General features: G+C 69.3%; 18 protein-coding genes. 13 read left to right on the top strand and 5 right to left on the bottom strand.

Annotated features, from left to right (window positions below; genetic code table 11):
* Positions 1-30: 30 nt before the first annotated feature.
* The 3 genes from FKR81_RS04210 to FKR81_RS04200 are packed head-to-tail and all read right to left on the bottom strand — an operon-like array spanning position 31 to position 3,338.
* The gene (locus tag FKR81_RS04210; protein ID WP_146349557.1) at positions 31-1,071 is read right to left on the bottom strand and encodes a hypothetical protein; all 1,041 of its coding nucleotides are present in this window, start codon (positions 1,069-1,071) and stop codon (positions 31-33) included.
* Between the two features lie 33 nt (positions 1,072-1,104).
* The gene (locus FKR81_RS04205; RefSeq protein WP_146349556.1) at positions 1,105-1,638 is read right to left on the bottom strand and encodes an MEDS domain-containing protein; all 534 of its coding nucleotides are present in this window, start codon (positions 1,636-1,638) and stop codon (positions 1,105-1,107) included.
* Positions 1,635-3,338: a PucR family transcriptional regulator gene (locus FKR81_RS04200; RefSeq protein ID WP_146349555.1), complete on the bottom strand. Its 1,704-nt coding sequence runs from the start codon at positions 3,336-3,338 to the stop codon at positions 1,635-1,637. The genes FKR81_RS04205 and FKR81_RS04200 overlap by 4 nt, the downstream gene beginning before the upstream one ends.
* A 181-nt stretch (positions 3,339-3,519) precedes the next feature.
* Here FKR81_RS04200 and FKR81_RS04195 point away from each other — a divergent pair, with 181 nt between their 5' ends.
* Genes FKR81_RS04195 through FKR81_RS04140 form a run of 12 tightly spaced genes read left to right on the top strand, consistent with a single transcriptional unit; the run spans position 3,520 to position 14,341 of the window.
* On the top strand, positions 3,520-3,927 hold the full coding sequence (locus tag FKR81_RS04195; RefSeq protein ID WP_146349554.1) for an Hsp20/alpha crystallin family protein: 408 nt from the start codon (positions 3,520-3,522) through the stop codon (positions 3,925-3,927).
* 10 nt (positions 3,928-3,937) lie between these two features.
* Positions 3,938-4,468 carry a general stress protein gene (locus FKR81_RS04190; RefSeq protein WP_222598167.1) on the top strand — a complete coding sequence of 177 codons (531 nt, stop codon included), beginning with the start codon at positions 3,938-3,940 and terminating at the stop codon, positions 4,466-4,468.
* Positions 4,468-6,345: a molecular chaperone DnaK gene (dnaK, locus tag FKR81_RS04185; protein WP_146349553.1), complete on the top strand. Its 1,878-nt coding sequence runs from the start codon at positions 4,468-4,470 to the stop codon at positions 6,343-6,345. Before FKR81_RS04190 ends, dnaK begins: the two co-directional genes overlap by 1 nt.
* A 5-nt stretch (positions 6,346-6,350) precedes the next feature.
* A complete protein-coding gene (locus FKR81_RS04180; RefSeq protein WP_146349552.1) occupies positions 6,351-6,830 on the top strand; it encodes a nucleotide exchange factor GrpE in 480 nt (159 codons plus the stop codon).
* A gap of 6 nt (positions 6,831-6,836) precedes the next feature.
* Positions 6,837-7,718, top strand: a complete 882-nt coding sequence (locus tag FKR81_RS04175; RefSeq protein WP_146349551.1) for a DnaJ C-terminal domain-containing protein — start codon at positions 6,837-6,839, stop codon at positions 7,716-7,718.
* The gene (locus tag FKR81_RS04170) at positions 7,718-8,005 is read left to right on the top strand and encodes a chaperone modulator CbpM (protein WP_146349550.1); all 288 of its coding nucleotides are present in this window, start codon (positions 7,718-7,720) and stop codon (positions 8,003-8,005) included. Before FKR81_RS04175 ends, FKR81_RS04170 begins: the two co-directional genes overlap by 1 nt.
* A gap of 30 nt (positions 8,006-8,035) precedes the next feature.
* A complete protein-coding gene (gene clpB, locus FKR81_RS04165) occupies positions 8,036-10,663 on the top strand; it encodes an ATP-dependent chaperone ClpB (RefSeq protein ID WP_146349549.1) in 2,628 nt (875 codons plus the stop codon).
* Positions 10,660-11,100 (top strand): thioredoxin, encoded by a 441-nt coding sequence (trxA, locus tag FKR81_RS04160; RefSeq protein ID WP_146349548.1) that lies wholly within the window; start codon positions 10,660-10,662, stop codon positions 11,098-11,100. Before clpB ends, trxA begins: the two co-directional genes overlap by 4 nt.
* Positions 11,097-11,522 carry a hypothetical protein gene (locus tag FKR81_RS04155; protein ID WP_146349547.1) on the top strand — a complete coding sequence of 142 codons (426 nt, stop codon included), beginning with the start codon at positions 11,097-11,099 and terminating at the stop codon, positions 11,520-11,522. Before trxA ends, FKR81_RS04155 begins: the two co-directional genes overlap by 4 nt.
* On the top strand, positions 11,519-11,782 hold the full coding sequence (locus FKR81_RS04150; protein ID WP_146349546.1) for a UBP-type zinc finger domain-containing protein: 264 nt from the start codon (positions 11,519-11,521) through the stop codon (positions 11,780-11,782). The genes FKR81_RS04155 and FKR81_RS04150 overlap by 4 nt, the downstream gene beginning before the upstream one ends.
* The gene (locus FKR81_RS04145; RefSeq protein WP_146349545.1) at positions 11,760-13,439 is read left to right on the top strand and encodes an FAD-dependent oxidoreductase; all 1,680 of its coding nucleotides are present in this window, start codon (positions 11,760-11,762) and stop codon (positions 13,437-13,439) included. The genes FKR81_RS04150 and FKR81_RS04145 overlap by 23 nt, the downstream gene beginning before the upstream one ends.
* A gap of 11 nt (positions 13,440-13,450) precedes the next feature.
* Positions 13,451-14,341 carry a PrsW family intramembrane metalloprotease gene (locus FKR81_RS04140; RefSeq protein WP_235921281.1) on the top strand — a complete coding sequence of 297 codons (891 nt, stop codon included), beginning with the start codon at positions 13,451-13,453 and terminating at the stop codon, positions 14,339-14,341.
* Between the two features lie 32 nt (positions 14,342-14,373).
* Here FKR81_RS04140 and FKR81_RS04135 read toward each other — a convergent pair whose 3' ends face one another.
* On the bottom strand, positions 14,374-14,724 hold the full coding sequence (locus FKR81_RS04135) for a hypothetical protein (protein WP_146349543.1): 351 nt from the start codon (positions 14,722-14,724) through the stop codon (positions 14,374-14,376).
* Between the two features lie 80 nt (positions 14,725-14,804).
* Here FKR81_RS04135 and FKR81_RS04130 point away from each other — a divergent pair, with 80 nt between their 5' ends.
* Positions 14,805-15,758, top strand: a complete 954-nt coding sequence (locus FKR81_RS04130) for an AraC family transcriptional regulator (RefSeq protein WP_146349542.1) — start codon at positions 14,805-14,807, stop codon at positions 15,756-15,758.
* Here the strand turns inward: FKR81_RS04130 and FKR81_RS43300 are convergent.
* Positions 15,733-16,017 (bottom strand): STAS domain-containing protein, encoded by a 285-nt coding sequence (locus FKR81_RS43300; protein WP_186762751.1) that lies wholly within the window; start codon positions 16,015-16,017, stop codon positions 15,733-15,735. The genes FKR81_RS04130 and FKR81_RS43300 overlap by 26 nt on opposite strands.
* Positions 16,018-16,028 lie beyond the last annotated feature (11 nt).

The raw sequence follows: 16,028 nt of genomic DNA, 5'->3' as shown, positions 1-16,028 counted from the left end.
GTTGGACCGCGCCCCGGCACCACTGCGAGGTCACTTCTGGAGCTTCTCCCGGCGCTCCTGCTGGCGGTAACCGTATGCGGCGTTGCGCACTGCCTCGTCGCTCTCCAGCCGCGCGCCCAGCGCACCGGCCACGGTCGCAACGGACGCGGCGAGCCACGCCAGACCGAGGTAGTCGCCGACGGTCAGCGGATGGCCGATCTCCTGTGCCAGCACGGACGGCTCGAGCACGAGTGCGGCCGACGCGAGCACCACCACGAACAACACCAGGTACAACGTGGAGATCCCCAGCACCAGTGTGAGCACGGTGGTGAGGTTGTACAGCCGCGCCCGTTCCCTCCCGACCACGTCGGACGGGCGTTCCCACAGCTTGTGGGTGACGATCAGCCACACCACCATCGCCGTGATCGACAGCAGCATCGCCGCCGCCAGCCTGGCCGCGCTCGCGTGGGCGCCGAGCGTCCACATGGTCGCGCTGATCAACGTGTAAGCGCCCGTGCCGAGCGCAGCGACGAGCACGCTGGACAGCCCCATCGCGAGCCTCCACGGCCGGTTCGCCCTGACCATGCCCGCGACCAGCCGCAGCCGGCCCCGCAGCCCCGGGGCCACGAACCGCACGCCGATGTCGTCGGTGGGTGAGTCCACGCGCTGAGCGAGCCCCCTCAACGAGACTTCACGGTCCCTGAGCTGACCGACGACGGCGGTGACCACGTCGCCGGTCTTCCGGTGCAGGCCCCAGCTTCCGAGTGCCGGAAGGGAAGCCACAGCCAGCCCGTCCGCGGCGCTCGCGTCGGCCACCACCGGGTCTGTGCCCGCCCTGCGCGGCAGATCGGTCAGGCACACCCACAGATCGCAGCGCTCCTCCACGACCTGATCACGGACGGCCTCGACCACGTGCCGCACGGTCCCGTGCTCGTCGGCGGCGAACTGGTCGCACACGGACACCACCCGCCACTCCACGTCACCGTCCACGTCGCGGCGCAGCCGCCGTGGCAGGTCTTCGACGAGGTCCTCCACGATGTCGGTGGCCAGCCCGGGATCGGCGAGCAGACCGAGCACAACGGTTTCCTGCATGCGCCGTCGAGTACCCCGCGGGATCCCGGATAATCAGGGCTGCTGGTGGTACGGGTTGTCGACGAGCACGCCGGTCATCCAGATCTGCGGATGTGTCTTCACCATCGGGACGATCACGTCGCCGTCGAACACGTCGAGGTCGTAGAAGCACAGCGCGTACACCTGGCGCCTGTTCACCCACAGGCCCGCGTTCACCTCGTACCGGAAGAGCGCGTCGAGCTGTTCCCGGCGCCGCGGTGACCTCCCCACCCAGCCCATGTCGCCCGCGACCCGGCAGGTCGTCCCCTCCGTCTGCGACCACTCGTCCAGCTCGGCCAAGATCGCGTCGCCGTCCAGCACGTCGCCGCGCTGATACCGGCCTTCCCTCAGCTGCGAGCCCAGATCTCCCAGTCTCCGTTTCGCGTCGCCCTCCTCTTCGGCGACGGCGAAGTACTGGCACGCTTCGCCGCGGCGAAGTCCGTCCGACAGGAACGGGATGAGCAGGTCGTCCCGTTCGGCGCGACCGCGGTGGAACACGCACAGGTGTGAGTGCATCTCGAGCTCCACGCCGTCGAACGCCGCACTCATGAGCGGCCCTCCACTGGTTGCCCTTCGAGCACCTGCCACGCGCGAGTCGCGACGTGGAGGTTCAGCCGAACCTCCACGTCGCCCAGGTCGAAACCGGTGATCTCCCTCATCCTGCCCAGCCGATAGCGCAACGTGCTGCGATGGATGAGCAACGCGCTCGCGGTCCGGTCGTAGTTGCCGCCGCAATCCAGGAAATGGGAGAGCGTGCGGACCATGTCCGCGTCCCGCGTGTTGTCGTAGTCGATCAGGCCGCCCAGCCACTCCTGCACGAACGACGTGACTTCGGCGCGATTTTTCCCCGTGTCGAGCATCCGGTAGAGGCCGAGCTGCTCGAACGACGCCGCACCGCGGGGATTGCGCGACGTCTGCCGGATGCGCAACGTGCGCACCGCCTCCTTGAACGATTGCGGCAGTCCGTCCGGCGTGTCGCAGCTGCCACCGATGGCGACCACGCCTGTGTCGGTGCCCAGCTCCTGCGCCACTGACCGGAACAGCGCCTCACCGTCCGGATGGCCGCGCACGATCACAACTCCGACGCCGGAGCGCCGTGAGCACATCGCCTTCCACCCGAGCGCGGTAATCGCATGGGCCAACGCGTGCGACAGAGCGCCATCAGTTGGGGTGTCGCCCCACTGCACCACCACCACGTGGTGCGCACCGCGCAGGTCGTGGCCCAGTGCGCTGGCGCGTGCGTACGCACTGTCGTTGTCCGTGCCGGTCACCAGGTCGTCCACGAGTTCGCGGTGCAGCCGCAGTTCCATCTCGGCGAGGCTGCGCTGGTGGGCGAGCTCCAACGCGAGCACGATCGTGCCGTACTCCAGCGTGAAGATCTCGTGCTCCCCCGCGCTCTTCGCCGGATCGATCAAGGCGACCACGCCCAGCACCTCGTGGTGCGGCTTGACGAGCGATATCAGCCGGTCCCGCTCTCGCAGCGGGGACGTCCGGCGGGCGGCACGGCGCAGCAGGTCCTCTCTGCGCCGCGCGGGCAGCTTCGGATAGGGGTCCGGACGCCCCGGCCCGGCCCACGCGAGCAGGTTGCCGAACTGGTCCTCGATGGCCACGGGCAGCGTGGTGAGTTCACTGAGCGCGTGCGCGATTCCCTGTTCGCCGGCGCCGCTGGCGCTCACACGAGTCAGCACCTCGTGCACTCGTTGTTGTTGCCGCAGCTTGTTCACCGTCGTGGTCAGCTGCGCGTTCACCTCGGACCGTTCGTCGTTGGTCCGGCGCAGTCCGTCGGCGTACGCGTCACCCTTGCGGTGCTGGGTGGCGTTCGCCAGCGCGGCGCTGGTCTGCTGGCCGAGCACCTTGAGCAGGAACATCTCGTCGACCGTCGGTTCCGACTCCGCCACCACGACCAGGCAGCCGGCAAGACCGCTCGCCCCTCTCAGCAGGAACGCCCAGCGCCACGTGCCGTCGGGAAGCATCGCGCCGGAACCACGATCGTCGAGCTTGGACACGAGCGGATCGAGTTCTGGGTCAGCGGGGAGCCCCGCGGGTTGCCGCACGAGGCTGCCGTCGGTCATGAGATAGGTCGCCGCGACCGTGCACGGCCCCAGTGACGGCACCGAAGTCGCCGCCAGGGCAAGGATTCTCGCCGGGTCCCTGCCGCTGAACATCTTCATCGACAGCACGAAGAGGCCGTACAGAGTGGACAGTTGGGCGCGAGCCCAGCCGTCCAGGTCTCCGGCTCCGACAGCCATACCTCCCCCGCGTCGTCACTGCCTCTGTCAAGCAGCCTAGTGCCGTTGCCGTAGTGCTGCCGGGTCTAGGTCAGAGGGTGGGATTCGCCCTTCCAGGGCGACGCGGCACACGCGCGTCTTCGTCAGGGTGGAGGCGATGCACGTCCCACGGAACACAAGATCCAGACGAGGAAGAGCCCAGATGACATTGATGCGTTTCGACCCGTTCCGCGAACTCGACCGACTCTCCGAGCAGGCAGTCCGCACGCCACGCGCACTGCCGATGGAGGCGTTCCGCCGCGGTGACCGGTGCATCGTCGCACTCGACCTGCCGGGCGTGGACAGCAAGGACGTCGACGTGACCGTGGAACGCAACGTGGTCATGGTCAAGGCCAGGCGCGACCCGCTGCGGCACGAGAACGACGAGGTGCTGATCGACGAACGGCCGCACGGAGAGTTCAGCCGTCAGTTCTTCCTCGGCGACATGCTCGCCGCCGGTGACCTGAGCGCCGAGTTCGACCGCGGCGTGCTCGTGCTGACCATTCCGATCGCCGAGTCGAGCAAGCCTCGCAAGATCGAGGTTGCCGAGCAGACGACCGTCAACGCCTGAGAGGGTAGCCATGACCACCCATCACACGGGTACGCATACACGCGTTGACACCAGCGGTGACATCGCGCAGACCGGGTCGCAGCGACGCACGATCGCGTCGTTCACCAACTACCGCGACGCCGAACGCGCCGTCGACCACCTGTCGGACAACAAGTTCCCGGTCGGCCGCACCGCGATCATCGGCGTCGACGTCCGCATGGTCGAGCAGGTCGTCGGCCGGATGAACTGGGGCCGCGCGCTGCTGAACGGTGCCACCTCCGGCGCCATCCCCGGCCTGCTGTTCGGCTGGATCTTCGGGCTGTTCGACCTCATCAACCCGCTCGTCGCCGCGTTCACGCTCGCCTTGTACGGCCTGGTGTTCGGCGCCGCCATCGGCGCTCTCATGGGCGGGGTCTTCTACGCGTTGCAGCGTGGCCGACGCGACTTCAGCTCCGTGACCATGATGGTGCCGAGCCGGTACGACCTCGTCGTGGACGAGGAGATCGCGGACGAGGCGCAGCGCCTGCTCTCCGGCATGAGCCCCGCGGGCGGTGCGTCGTAATGGCCACGGCAGTGGGAATCGACCTGGGCACGACGAACTCCGCCATCGCGGTCGTGGAGGGCGGCCAGCCCACGGTGATCGCGAGCGCCGAGGGCTCCAGGACCACCCCGTCCGTCGTGGCATTCACCGAGAGCGGCGAACGGCTGGTGGGCCAGCTGGCGAAGCGCCAGGCCGTGCTGAACCCCCAAGGCACGATCTACTCGGCCAAGCGCTTCATCGGCCGCCGCTTCGAGGAGGTCGACGAGGAGGCGAAGACGGTCACGTTCGACGTCGTCCCCGGACCGAACGACTCGGTGCGCTTCAAGGTGCGCGACAAGCTCCACGCGCCGGAGGAGATCAGCGCACAGGTGCTGCGCAAGCTGGTCGACGACGCGAGCAACTACCTCGGCGAGAAGGTGCGCGAGGCGGTGATCACCGTGCCCGCGTACTTCAACGACTCGCAGCGTCAGGCGACCAAGGACGCCGGCAAGATCGCGGGGCTTGAGGTCCTGCGGATCGTCAACGAGCCGACGGCGGCCGCGCTGGCGTACGGGTTGGACAGGAAGGGCCACGAGACGGTGCTCGTGTTCGACCTGGGCGGCGGCACGTTCGACGTGTCCCTGCTGGACGTCGGCGACGGCGTGGTCGAGGTGCGCTCCACCTCCGGTGACACCCACCTGGGCGGCGACGACTTCGACCGCAGGCTCGTCGACCACCTGGCGGACAAGTTCAAGAACGACACGGGAATCGACCTGCGGAACGACGCTCAGGCGCTGCAGCGCCTGTACGAGGCGGCGGAGAAGGCCAAGGTCGAGCTCAGCTCGGTCGCCCAGACCCAGGTGAGCCTGCCGTTCGTCACCGCCGACGCCGGCGGCCCCAAGCACCTGACCGAGACCGTGACGCGGTCGACGTTCGAGCAGATCACGGCCGACCTGGTGGAGCGCTGCCTCGGCCCGGTCGAGCAGGCCATGGCCGACGGCAAGGTGTCCGCGAACGACATCGACGAGGTCATCCTCGTCGGCGGTTCGACCAGGATCCCGGCCGTGCAGAAGCTCGTCCGCCGGCTGACCGGCGGCAAGGACCCGAACATGAGCGTGAACCCGGACGAGGTCGTGGCACTCGGTGCCGCCGTCCAGGCCGGTGTGCTCAAGGGCGAGGTCAAGGACGTGCTGCTGCTCGACGTGACCCCGCTGTCCCTGGGCGTGGAGACCCGCGGCGGCGTGATGACCAGGATCATCGAGCGGAACACGACGATCCCGGCCCGCCGCTCGGAGGTGTTCTCCACCGCCGAGGACAACCAGCCCGCGGTGGACGTCGTGGTGCTGCAGGGCGAACGGGAACGCGCGGCCGACAACCGGGTGCTGGGCCGGTTCCAGCTGACCGGGATCAGGCCCGCGCCGCGCGGTGAACCGCAGGTCGAGGTCATTTTCGACATCGACGCCAACGGCATCCTCAACGTGACCGCCCGTGACAAGGACACGGGCGCGGAGCAGGGCATCACCATCAGCGAGAGCTCGAACCTGGACACGTCCGAGATCGAGCGGATGGTGACCGACGCCGAGGCGAACCAGGCGGAGGACAAGCGGCTGCGCGAGGCCGTGGACGCCCGCAACACCCTCGACTCGATCGCCTACCAGGTCGAGAAGACCCTGTCCGACCTCGGCGACAACGCGCCGGCGCACGAGAAGGCCCGCGCCGAGATGCTGGTCTCCGAGACGCGCGAGGCGTTGCAGAACGAGGCGCCGATGGAGCGTGTGCGGGAGCTGACCGACGAGCTCACCCAGGTGCTGAACGGCCTGATGGTGGCACGGTCGTCCGCGCCACCGCCGTCTTCCGGCGGGAGCTCGGCCACAGCTTCGGACGACGACGTCATCGATGCCGACTTCGATCGGGTTTGATCACGATGACCGCCCAGGGGAACGCCGCGAACTCCGCGGCCGAGACCGGGGCCGCTCCTGCTCAGGAGCAGGCCCCGGACATCGCCGAGCTGGAGGACCGCTGGCTGCGCGCCATGGCGGAGCTCGACAACGTGCGCAAACGCCACAGCCGCGAGCTGGAACGCCAACGCACCGCCGAACGCGCGCGGGTGGCGTCGGCCTGGCTGCCGGTGCTCGACAACCTGGAGCTCGCGCTCGGGCACGCCTCCGACGACGCGTTCGCCGAAGGCGTGCGGGCGACCCTCGACCAGGCCGTCGAGGTGCTCGCCCGGCTCGGCTACCCGCGCCAGGACGCCACCGGCGTGCCGTTCGACCCGGCCGTGCACGAGGTCGTGACGGTGCAGGACGACCCGGACGCGCCACCGAACACGGTCGTGCGCGTGCTGCGGCCGGGCTACGGCGATCTGCGTCCCGCCGCCGTCGCGGTGTCGCGCCGGCGGGAGTGAGCCGACGTGGCCACGGATTTCTACGACGTGCTCGGCGTGCCACGTGGAGCGAGCGACGACGAGATCGGGCGGGCGTACCGCAAGCTCGCGCGGCAGTACCACCCGGACGTCAACCGCGACCCCGGTGCCGAGGACCGGTTCAAGGAGGTCAGCGAGGCCTACGAGGTGCTGTCGGACCCGGCGCAACGCAAGCGGTACGACCAGTTCGGCGCGGACTTCCGCCGCGTCCCGGAGGACTACGACGAACGCGCTCCTCGGGGACGCACGGTGTACACGAGCGGGCCGGGCCACGGCGGGTTCGAGGACTTCGACTTCGAGGACCTGTTCGGCGGGGTCTTCCGCCGCGGCGGCCGCGGCGGTCCGATTCCGGGCGCCGACCAGGAGGCCGAGCTGACGCTCTCGGTCGAGGAGGCCTACCGGGGCGGCCACCGCAGACTGACCATCGGCAACCGCGAGCTGGACGTGACGATTCCGGCCGGTGTGGTGGACGGCCAGCGCATCCGCTTGTCGGGGCAGGGTGGGCACGGATCCGCCGGCGGCGCGTCCGGTGACCTGTTCCTGGTGGTCCGGATCGCGCCGCACCGCCGGTACCGGCTGGAAGGCCGCGACGTCGTCGTGGACCTGCCGGTCGCTCCGTGGGAGGCGGCCCTCGGCGCAACCGTACCGATCATGACGCCGGGCGGTGAGGCGAAGGTCCGCGTGGTGGCCGGCTCGTCGAGCGGACGACGGCTGCGGCTTCGCGGTGAAGGCATGCCGAACCCGCGTGGCAAACCGGGTGACCTCTACGCGGTCATGAAGATCATGGTGCCGAAATCTCTCGGCAAGCGGGAACGGGAGCTCTTCGAGGAGCTCGCCGCGGTCTCCGACTTCAACCCGAGAGGCTCGTGATGTACGTCCTCACGAAACCGGCCAGGCTCAGCGTCGACCGCGTGTCCGTCCACACCGGACTCCACCCGGACATGGTGCGCCGGTTCGCCGCCCTCGGGCTGATCGAGTGCGCGGTGGACGACAGCGGGCGGCTGTGGTTCCCGCCGGGCACCGTGGCCCGCATCGCGCGGATCCAGCGGCTGCGTGGCGGGCTCTCGCTCAACTACAACGCGGTCGGGCTCGTGCTGGACCTGCTCGACCGGATCCGAGTCCTCGAAGCACAAGTGCGCGGGAGTGAACCGTCATGAATGTGATCTGGCTGTGGAGGTGAACCGGCTATGGACGTGAACCGGCTGACGCAGAAGTCGCAGGAGGCGCTGCAGTCCGCTCAGGAGGTCGCCCAGCGGCTCGGGCACACCGAGACCGACGGCGAACACCTCCTGCTGGCGCTGGTCGAGCAGCCCGACGGCCTCGTGTCGCGCCTGCTCGCTCAGACGGACGTGAACGTGCAGACGCTGACAGAAGACGTGCGGACCGCACTCTCCCGCCGCCCCAAGGTGACCGGACCGGGTGTCCAACCCGGACAGATCAGCATCACCCGCCGCCTGCTCGGCGTCCTCGATGCCGCGGAACGAGAAGCCAAGCGGCTCAAGGACGAGTACGTCAGCGTCGAGCACCTGCTGCTCGCGTTGGCCGAGGAGGGCACCAGCACCAAAGCCGGCCAGGTCCTGGCGCGGCACGGCATCACGCGGGAGCGGTTCCTGGAGAGTCTGACCAGCATCCGCGGCAACCAGCGCGTGCGGAGTGCCACGCCGGAGGGAACCTACGAGGCCCTGGAGAAGTACGGCCGCGACCTCGTGAACGACGCCCGGACCGGCGACCTCGACCCGGTGATCGGCCGGGACGCGGAGATCCGCCGGGTGATCCAGATCCTCTCCCGCAAGACGAAGAACAACCCGGTGCTGATCGGCGAGCCCGGCGTCGGCAAGACCGCGATCGTCGAAGGGCTCGCCCAGCGGATCGTGCGCGGCGACGTGCCGGAAGGCCTCAGGGACAAGACGGTCTTCTCCCTCGACATGGGCTCTCTGGTGGCAGGCGCCAAGTACCGCGGCGAGTTCGAGGAGCGGCTCAAGGCCGTGCTCGCCGAGGTGAAGGCCGCCGACGGCCGGATCCTGCTGTTCGTGGACGAGCTGCACACCGTCGTGGGCGCGGGCGCCGCCGAAGGATCCATGGACGCGGGCAACATGCTCAAACCCATGCTCGCACGCGGTGAGCTGCACATGATCGGCGCCACCACGCTCGACGAGTACCGCAAGCACATCGAGTCCGACGCCGCGCTGGAACGACGGTTCCAGACCGTCATCGTGGCAGAGCCGTCGCCGGAGGACGCGATCTCGATCCTGCGCGGGCTGCGGGAACGCCTCGAGGTCTTCCACGGCGTCAAGATCCAGGACGCCGCGCTCGTGTCCGCCGTCGTGCTGTCCCGGCGCTACATCACCGACAGGTTCCTGCCGGACAAGGCGATCGACCTGGTGGACGAGGCGTGCGCGCGGCTGCGCACCGAGATCGACTCGATGCCCGCCGAACTGGACGAGACGTCGCGGCGGGTGACCCGGCTGGAGATCGAGGAAGCCGCACTGGCCAAGGAGACCGATCAGGCCAGCGAACAACGACTGGCCGCACTGCGCAAGGAGCTCGCCGACCTGCGTGCCGAGCTCGACGCCATGACCGCGCAGTGGGAGGCGGAGCGGCAGGCCATCCGGCGCGTGCAGGACCTGCGCGGCGAGCTGGAACGCGTGCGCCGCGAAGCCGAGGAGGCGGAACGTGCCTACGACCTCAACCGAGCCGCGGAACTGCGCTACGGCACGCTCGCCGAGCTGGGCAGCCAGCTCGCGGCCGAGGAGGAACGGCTTGCCGGCAAACAGGGTGCGCACCGGCTGCTCAAGGAAGTGGTCACCGAGGACGAGATCGCCGAGATCGTCGCGGCGTGGACCGGCATCCCGGTGTCGAGGCTCCAGGAGGGCGAGCGGGAGAAGTTGCTGAAACTGGACCAGATCCTGCACGAGCGGGTGATCGGCCAGGACGACGCCGTGCGGCTGGTCGCCGACGCGATCATCCGGGCGCGAGCGGGCGTGAAGGACCCGCGCAAGCCGATCGGGTCGTTCATCTTCCTGGGCCCCACCGGGGTCGGCAAGACCGAGCTGGCGAAGACACTGGCGGCGGCGCTGTTCGACAGCGAGGACAACATGGTGCGCCTCGACATGAGCGAGTACCAGGAGAAGCACACGGTCTCGCGGCTCGTCGGCGCGCCTCCGGGATACGTCGGCTACGACGAGGGCGGTCAACTCACGGAAGCGGTGCGGCGCAAGCCCTACTCCGTCGTGCTGCTCGACGAGATGGAGAAGGCGCACCCGGACGTGTTCAACACGTTCCTCCAAGTGCTCGACGACGGCCGGATCACCGACGCGCAGGGCCGCACGGTCGACTTCCGCAACACCGTCATCATCATGACGTCCAACATCGGCTCGGAGTACCTGCTGGACGGCGTCACCCCGGACGGAGAGATCAAACCGGATGCGCGCGGGGCCGTGCTGGCGTCACTGCGCGACCACTTCCGGCCTGAGTTCCTCAACCGCGTCGACGACGTCGTGCTGTTCACGCCGCTGCGGCTGGAGCAGATCGAACGCATCGTGGACCTGCAGTTCGCCGAGCTGCGCGCCCGGCTCGCCGAACACCGGATCAACATCGAGCTCACTCCCCTGGCCTGCGAGTTCATCGCCAAGCGCGGCTTCGACCCCGTCTACGGTGCGCGGCCGCTGCGCCGCTACATCGCGCACGAAGTCGAGACGCGCGTGGCACGGGCGCTGATCGCGGGTGAGGTGCCGGAGGACGCGACGATCCGCGTGGACGTGGCGGAGGGCGAGCTGTCCGTCATCACGTCCGGGGAGAGCGGGGCCGCCGCATGAGGACGACGAACATCGCGTGCCCGAACTGCGGCAAGACCAACCGCGTACCCGTGGCCGCACGAGGAAAGCCGAAGTGCGGCAACTGCGGCCGGCCACTGCCGTGGATCGTCGACGCGCTCGACGACGATTTCGCCGAGGTGGCCGAGCAGGCGGATGTTCCCGTGCTGGTGGACATGTGGGCGACGTGGTGCGGGCCGTGCAGGATGGTCAGCCCGGTGCTGGACCAGCTCGCGCACGAGCGGGCGGGCGACATCAAGCTCGTGCGGGTGGACGTGGACCGCGCATCCCGTCTGTCTGAACGGTTCGACGTGCGTTCGATACCCACGCTGATGATCCTGCGCGACGGTGAGGTGATCGCGCGGCAGCCCGGCGCGGTGCCCGCACCCCAACTGCGCGCCTGGCTGGACGACGCTCTCGTCCCGGAGGTGAGGACATGATCAGCCGATCCCTGCTGCGACAACTGCCCGCGCGTGTCACCACCGGCGCGTACGTGCTCAACTCCGGACTCGGCAAGCTGCACGCCGACCAGCAGACGGCCGAGTCGTTGCTGGGCTTCGCCGCGACCACGTATCCGGTGCTGGGCAAGCTGGACGCCCAGCGGTTCACGAGGCTGCTCGCGGCCGGGGAGATCCTGACCGGCGTGGCGCTGCTGGTGCCGCTGGTACCGGCGGTCGTCGCCGGTACCGCGCTCACCGGGTTCGCCGGCGGGTTGCTCGGGCTCTACGTGAAGACACCCGGGATGCGGCAGAAGGGCAGCCTGCGACCGACCGAACAGGGCATCTCGCTGGCCAAGGACGTGTGGTTGCTGGGCATCGGCCTGTCGCTGGTGCTCGACGACGTGACGCGGGAGGACCGATGACCGCGGCCGTGGATGAACACCTCGCACTCGTGCGCGACGTCGTGCCGCAGACCCCGCAGGGCTGCCGGGAGTGCCTCATCTCGGGCACCCCTTGGGTCCATCTGCGACTGTGCCTCACCTGTGGGCACGTCGGCTGTTGCGACTCCTCGCCGATGAAGCACGCGCGCAGGCACGCTTTCGGCATCGGCCATCCGATCGTGCGTTCCTTCGAAGCCGGCGAGAACTGGCGGTGGTGCTATGTCGACCAGGCTTTCGTCTGAGCAGCTTTCGTCAGGGCCGCGGGAGACACCGGACGAGCACGGTGCTTTCCCCCGCCTCGACGGCGACCAGATCGACCAGATCGCGCTGCACGGCACCCGGCGTCCGACACGAGAAGGAGAAGTGCTGTACGCCGAGGGCGACCGCGATCACGACTTCTTCGTGATCGTCAGCGGCGTCGTGCAGGTGCTGGAGCACGGCGAGGTGGTGCGGACCCATGGACCAGGCCGGTTCCTCGGCGAACTCGGTCTGCTGGAAGGACAACCGTCGTTCGTGACGGCAGTGGTCGCACAGCCCGGCGAGGTCGTCCAGTTGACCGCGGCCGAGCTGAACGAGCTGGTGCGCAACGACCAGGTGCTGGGAGGCCTGGTCCTGCGCGCGTACCTGATGCGCCGGGCGGTGTTGATCGGCAGGGGCAGCGGCCTGCAGATCATCGGCTCGTGCTTCTCGCCGGACACCAAGCGGCTGCTGGAGTTCGCCGCGCGCAACCGGATCCCGCACCGATTGGTCGACACCGACAACGACGGCGATGCCGAGGAACTGCTGCGCAGGTTCGGCGTGACCGTCCACGAGACCCCCGTGGTCGTGGTGCCCGGCGGCGGCGCGCTGCGCAACCCGGGCAACCGGGAACTGGCCCAGGCGCTGGGTCTGCACGCGTCGTCCCCTCCGAGCGACCTCGCAGACCTGCTCGTGGTCGGCGCCGGCCCCGGTGGCCTCGCGGCCGTCGTGTACGGGGCCGCGGACGGGCTCGGCGTGGTGGCCGTCGACTCGGTCGCCGCCGGCGGCCAGGCCGGCACGACTTCGCGGATCGAGAACTACCTGGGTTTCCCGGCCGGCATCTCCGGCCCGGACCTCACCGAACGCGCCGTCCTGCAGGCCGGGAAGTTCGGCGTGCCGGTGAACGTGTCCGCGGAGGCGGTCTCGTTCTCCGCGCACGACGGCCACTACGTGGTGGGCTTCGACGACTCGTCACAGGTCAGGACGCGATCGCTGGTGATCGCGACCGGCGCGCGGTACCGCAGGCTCGACCTGCCCAGGCTCGCCGAGTTCGAGTCGACCGACGTCTACTACGCCGCCACGATCCACGAGGCACGGGAGTGCCGGGCGAACCCGGTCGCGATCGTGGGCGGGGGCAACTCGGCCGGACAGGCGGCCGTGTTCCTCGCGGACCGGGTGCCCCGCGTCCACCTGGTGGTGCGCGGAGCCGATCTGCACAAGGACATGTCGCGTTACCTGGTCGACCGCGTGATGAGCCATCCCCGGATCGAGGTGCTGCTGCGCCACGAGGTCGTGGAGCTGCTCGGTGCCGACAAGCTCGACGGCGTGGTCGTGCGGGACAACCAGAGCCACGACCGGCGCGTCCAGCCGGTGAGGGCTCTTTTCGTGTTCATCGGCGCGACCCCGTGCACGGCCTGGCTCTCCTCGCTGATCGCACTCGACGAGGACGGCTTCGTGCGGACCGGCGAGCACGTCACCACCGACGACGCCTGGTGGCACAAGGGCAGAAGACCGTTCCCGCTGGAGACGAACCGGCCGGGCGTGTTCGCGATCGGCGACGTGCGCAGCGGTTCGATCAAACGGGTCGGCTCCGCCGTCGGCGAGGGCGCGATGGTGGTCCGGCTCGTCCACGAACACCTCTCGTTCGGAGCGACGACATGACGTGGCGGCGAATGTTCTTGGCAGGTCTGGTGCTGTGGCTGCTCACGGTGGGAGTCACGTACCTGACCGGCAACCCGATCCTGCTCCCCACGCTGGTGCTGCTGGGCAGCTTCCTCGTACCGGTGACGTTCGTGGCGTGGGCGTTCGAGCGCCGGGACTCCGGCGAGATCACCGCGGAGCTGGTGTTCCGCACGTTCGTGGTCGGCGGTGTGCTCGGAGTGCTGGGCGCGTCCGTGCTGGAGGCGTATCTGCTGAACCCGTCGGTGTGGATGTACGTCGGTGTGGGCCTGATCGAGGAAGCCGTGAAACTCGGCGCCCTGGCGCTGCTGACCAGGCATCTCGCGGTGAAGTCCATGCGCGACGGGATGATCCTCGGCGCGTCGGTCGGATTCGGTTTCTCCGCCTTCGAGTCCGCCGGATACGCGCTCACGTCGTTGTTCACCTCCTCCGGGCTGTCCCTGTCGAACCTGGTGACGACCGAGCTGCTGCGCGGACTGCTGGCACCGGTCGGGCACGGCCTGTGGACCGCGATACTCGGCGGCACGCTCTTCGCGTGGAGCACCAGGCACCACTTCGCGCTGACCTGGCGGCTGTTGTTCGCCTTCCTCGGGGTGTCCCTGCTGCACGCTCTGTGGGACTCGATGTCGATGATCGCAGTACTCGTCACCTTGGCGCTGACCGGCGAGCCGTGGCAGTACGAAGTCCTGCTGCGCGGCGCCGTTCCCGAGCCGACACCGGCCCAGGTCACCGCTTACACGGTGGCCAACTGGCTGGGGCTGGCGCTGATCTCAGCCGTCGGTCTGCTGTGGCTGTGGTCGCTGGTTCGCCGATCGCGCCGCGAGACACGCACGCCGTCGCGCGTCTACCGCGTCCGAACAGGCCCGCTCGCCGGCTCGATCTGAGCAACTTCGCGCTGCTCGAGCGCCGACTCGCGTCACATCGACGTCATGCCCGCCGAGTAGGCCGAGCCCGACCCGTTCCAGATCGAGCCGTTCCACCAGACGACCGGAACGTCCAACATGGTGAGACGGTGCACGAGTTCCCGGTCCACCGGCCCGGAGAAGACGACCGTCGTGCCGGGCTTCTGGAGCTCGCCCACCTCGACGCCGGTGAGGCAGCAGGGCACGACCACGACCAGGTGCGCGCCGTCAGCCGACTCGGCGGTGAACTCGAGGCCGCCGTCCTTGCGCAGCACGACGAAACCGCGGTCCTCGAGGAACCTGCCGTACCTGTCGGCGGCCTCCGCGGCACCCAGTCCGGCCATCCACGCACCCTCCGTGATCATGATCCCTCGTCTGCATGAACAACGCACTTCAAGCTTCTGGGCTACGGCCGCAAGCGCCTCACTTGGGCATCCTGTGAGTCGTGGAAAGACTGCTCAACCATCGGGTGACCCGCGCGACCCGGATCGACGAGGCCGAGGACTCGGTCACCCGAGTGTTCCTGCCGCACCGGATCGAGCCCACGGGCCCCGACACGCCGCTCGACATGCGGTTGAACGCGGTCCGGCTCGGCTCGCTCACGGCCGCCTACCTCGTGTACGGCCAGGAGGTCGACATGTGCACGGCCGACGCAGTCGCCTACCACTTCGACATGCCGGTGGAGGGAAACGCGCGGTCGTCGTTCGGGCGCGTGTCGGTGGACGCCGGTGCCGCCGAGACAGTCGCGTACCTGCCGGGTGAGCCCGCGTCGATCAGATGGAGCGCCGACTGCGCGCAGCTGTGCCTGATGGTGGAGCGGGTGGCACTGGAACAACGGCTCTCGGCCATGCTCGGGCGCCAGGTGAGCCGGATCGGGTTCGCCACGGCACCGCAGCCGGGCGTGCTGGACGTGCTCGCCCCGTTCCTGCGGGAGGTCGAGGGGCCGGAACTGCTGCGCCGCCACCCCCTCGCGGCCAGCACGCTGGAGCAACTCGTGCTGGATGGCCTGTTGCTCACCCTGCGGCACGATCATCACGAGGAACTGGAAACGCCGCGCCGCATCCCGCAGGGACCGGTGCGCCAGGCCGTGGAGCTGCTGGAGGAACGGCCACACGAGCCGTGGACGACCACCGCCCTGGCCGCGGCGGTCGCGGTCTCGGCGCGGGCACTGCAGGCCGGGTTCCAGCGGCACACCGGGGTGTCGCCGACGACGTACCTGCGCGACGTGCGGCTGGGCCGGGTGCACCGCGACCTCACAGCGGCGGCGCCGGGCCTGACCGTCACCGACGCCGCCACCTCTTGGGGGTTCGTCCACCTGGGACGGTTCGCAGGTGCGTATCGCCAGCGGTTCGGGGAAACGCCGTCCGAGACACTCAGAAGAAGCCGCAGACACCGGTGAACCCCAGCAGGGCGCTGCCGCCGGTGACGAACACATCGACGTCGCGAGCGCCCGCCTGTCGGGTGACCCGCACGATGGCGGCGACCCCGGACACGTCGACCTCGGGCACTTCGCGCAGATCCACCACCATCAGCACCGGATCCTGGTCCAGCCCGGCCAGCACGGTCTCCTCGAACCTCCGGGCCGAGCGCTCGTCGAGCACGCCGCGGACCTCGGCGATCACCACACCAGGTCCGCCCGCGCTCAACTCAAGATCCACAGGCTCAGTGA

It is taken from the genome of Lentzea tibetensis, from assembly GCF_007845675.1.
GTDB lineage: Bacteria > Actinomycetota > Actinomycetes > Mycobacteriales > Pseudonocardiaceae > Lentzea > Lentzea tibetensis.
This window is presented reverse-complemented; position numbering and strand designations above follow the sequence as displayed.

Coding starts and splice junctions, on each gene's coding strand:
- FKR81_RS04210 (WP_146349557.1), bottom strand. CDS start 1,071: ATGCAGGAAACCGTTGTGCTCGGTCTGCTCGCCGATCCCGGGCTGGCC.
- FKR81_RS04205 (WP_146349556.1), bottom strand. CDS start 1,638: ATGAGTGCGGCGTTCGACGGCGTGGAGCTCGAGATGCACTCACACCTG.
- FKR81_RS04200 (WP_146349555.1), bottom strand. CDS start 3,338: ATGGCTGTCGGAGCCGGAGACCTGGACGGCTGGGCTCGCGCCCAACTG.
- FKR81_RS04195 (WP_146349554.1), top strand. CDS start 3,520: ATGACATTGATGCGTTTCGACCCGTTCCGCGAACTCGACCGACTCTCC.
- FKR81_RS04190 (WP_222598167.1), top strand. CDS start 3,938: ATGACCACCCATCACACGGGTACGCATACACGCGTTGACACCAGCGGT.
- dnaK (WP_146349553.1), top strand. CDS start 4,468: ATGGCCACGGCAGTGGGAATCGACCTGGGCACGACGAACTCCGCCATC.
- FKR81_RS04180 (WP_146349552.1), top strand. CDS start 6,351: ATGACCGCCCAGGGGAACGCCGCGAACTCCGCGGCCGAGACCGGGGCC.
- FKR81_RS04170 (WP_146349550.1), top strand. CDS start 7,718: ATGTACGTCCTCACGAAACCGGCCAGGCTCAGCGTCGACCGCGTGTCC.
- clpB (WP_146349549.1), top strand. CDS start 8,036: ATGGACGTGAACCGGCTGACGCAGAAGTCGCAGGAGGCGCTGCAGTCC.
- trxA (WP_146349548.1), top strand. CDS start 10,660: ATGAGGACGACGAACATCGCGTGCCCGAACTGCGGCAAGACCAACCGC.
- FKR81_RS04155 (WP_146349547.1), top strand. CDS start 11,097: ATGATCAGCCGATCCCTGCTGCGACAACTGCCCGCGCGTGTCACCACC.
- FKR81_RS04150 (WP_146349546.1), top strand. CDS start 11,519: ATGACCGCGGCCGTGGATGAACACCTCGCACTCGTGCGCGACGTCGTG.
- FKR81_RS04145 (WP_146349545.1), top strand. CDS start 11,760: ATGTCGACCAGGCTTTCGTCTGAGCAGCTTTCGTCAGGGCCGCGGGAG.
- FKR81_RS04140 (WP_235921281.1), top strand. CDS start 13,451: ATGTTCTTGGCAGGTCTGGTGCTGTGGCTGCTCACGGTGGGAGTCACG.
- FKR81_RS04135 (WP_146349543.1), bottom strand. CDS start 14,724: ATGATCACGGAGGGTGCGTGGATGGCCGGACTGGGTGCCGCGGAGGCC.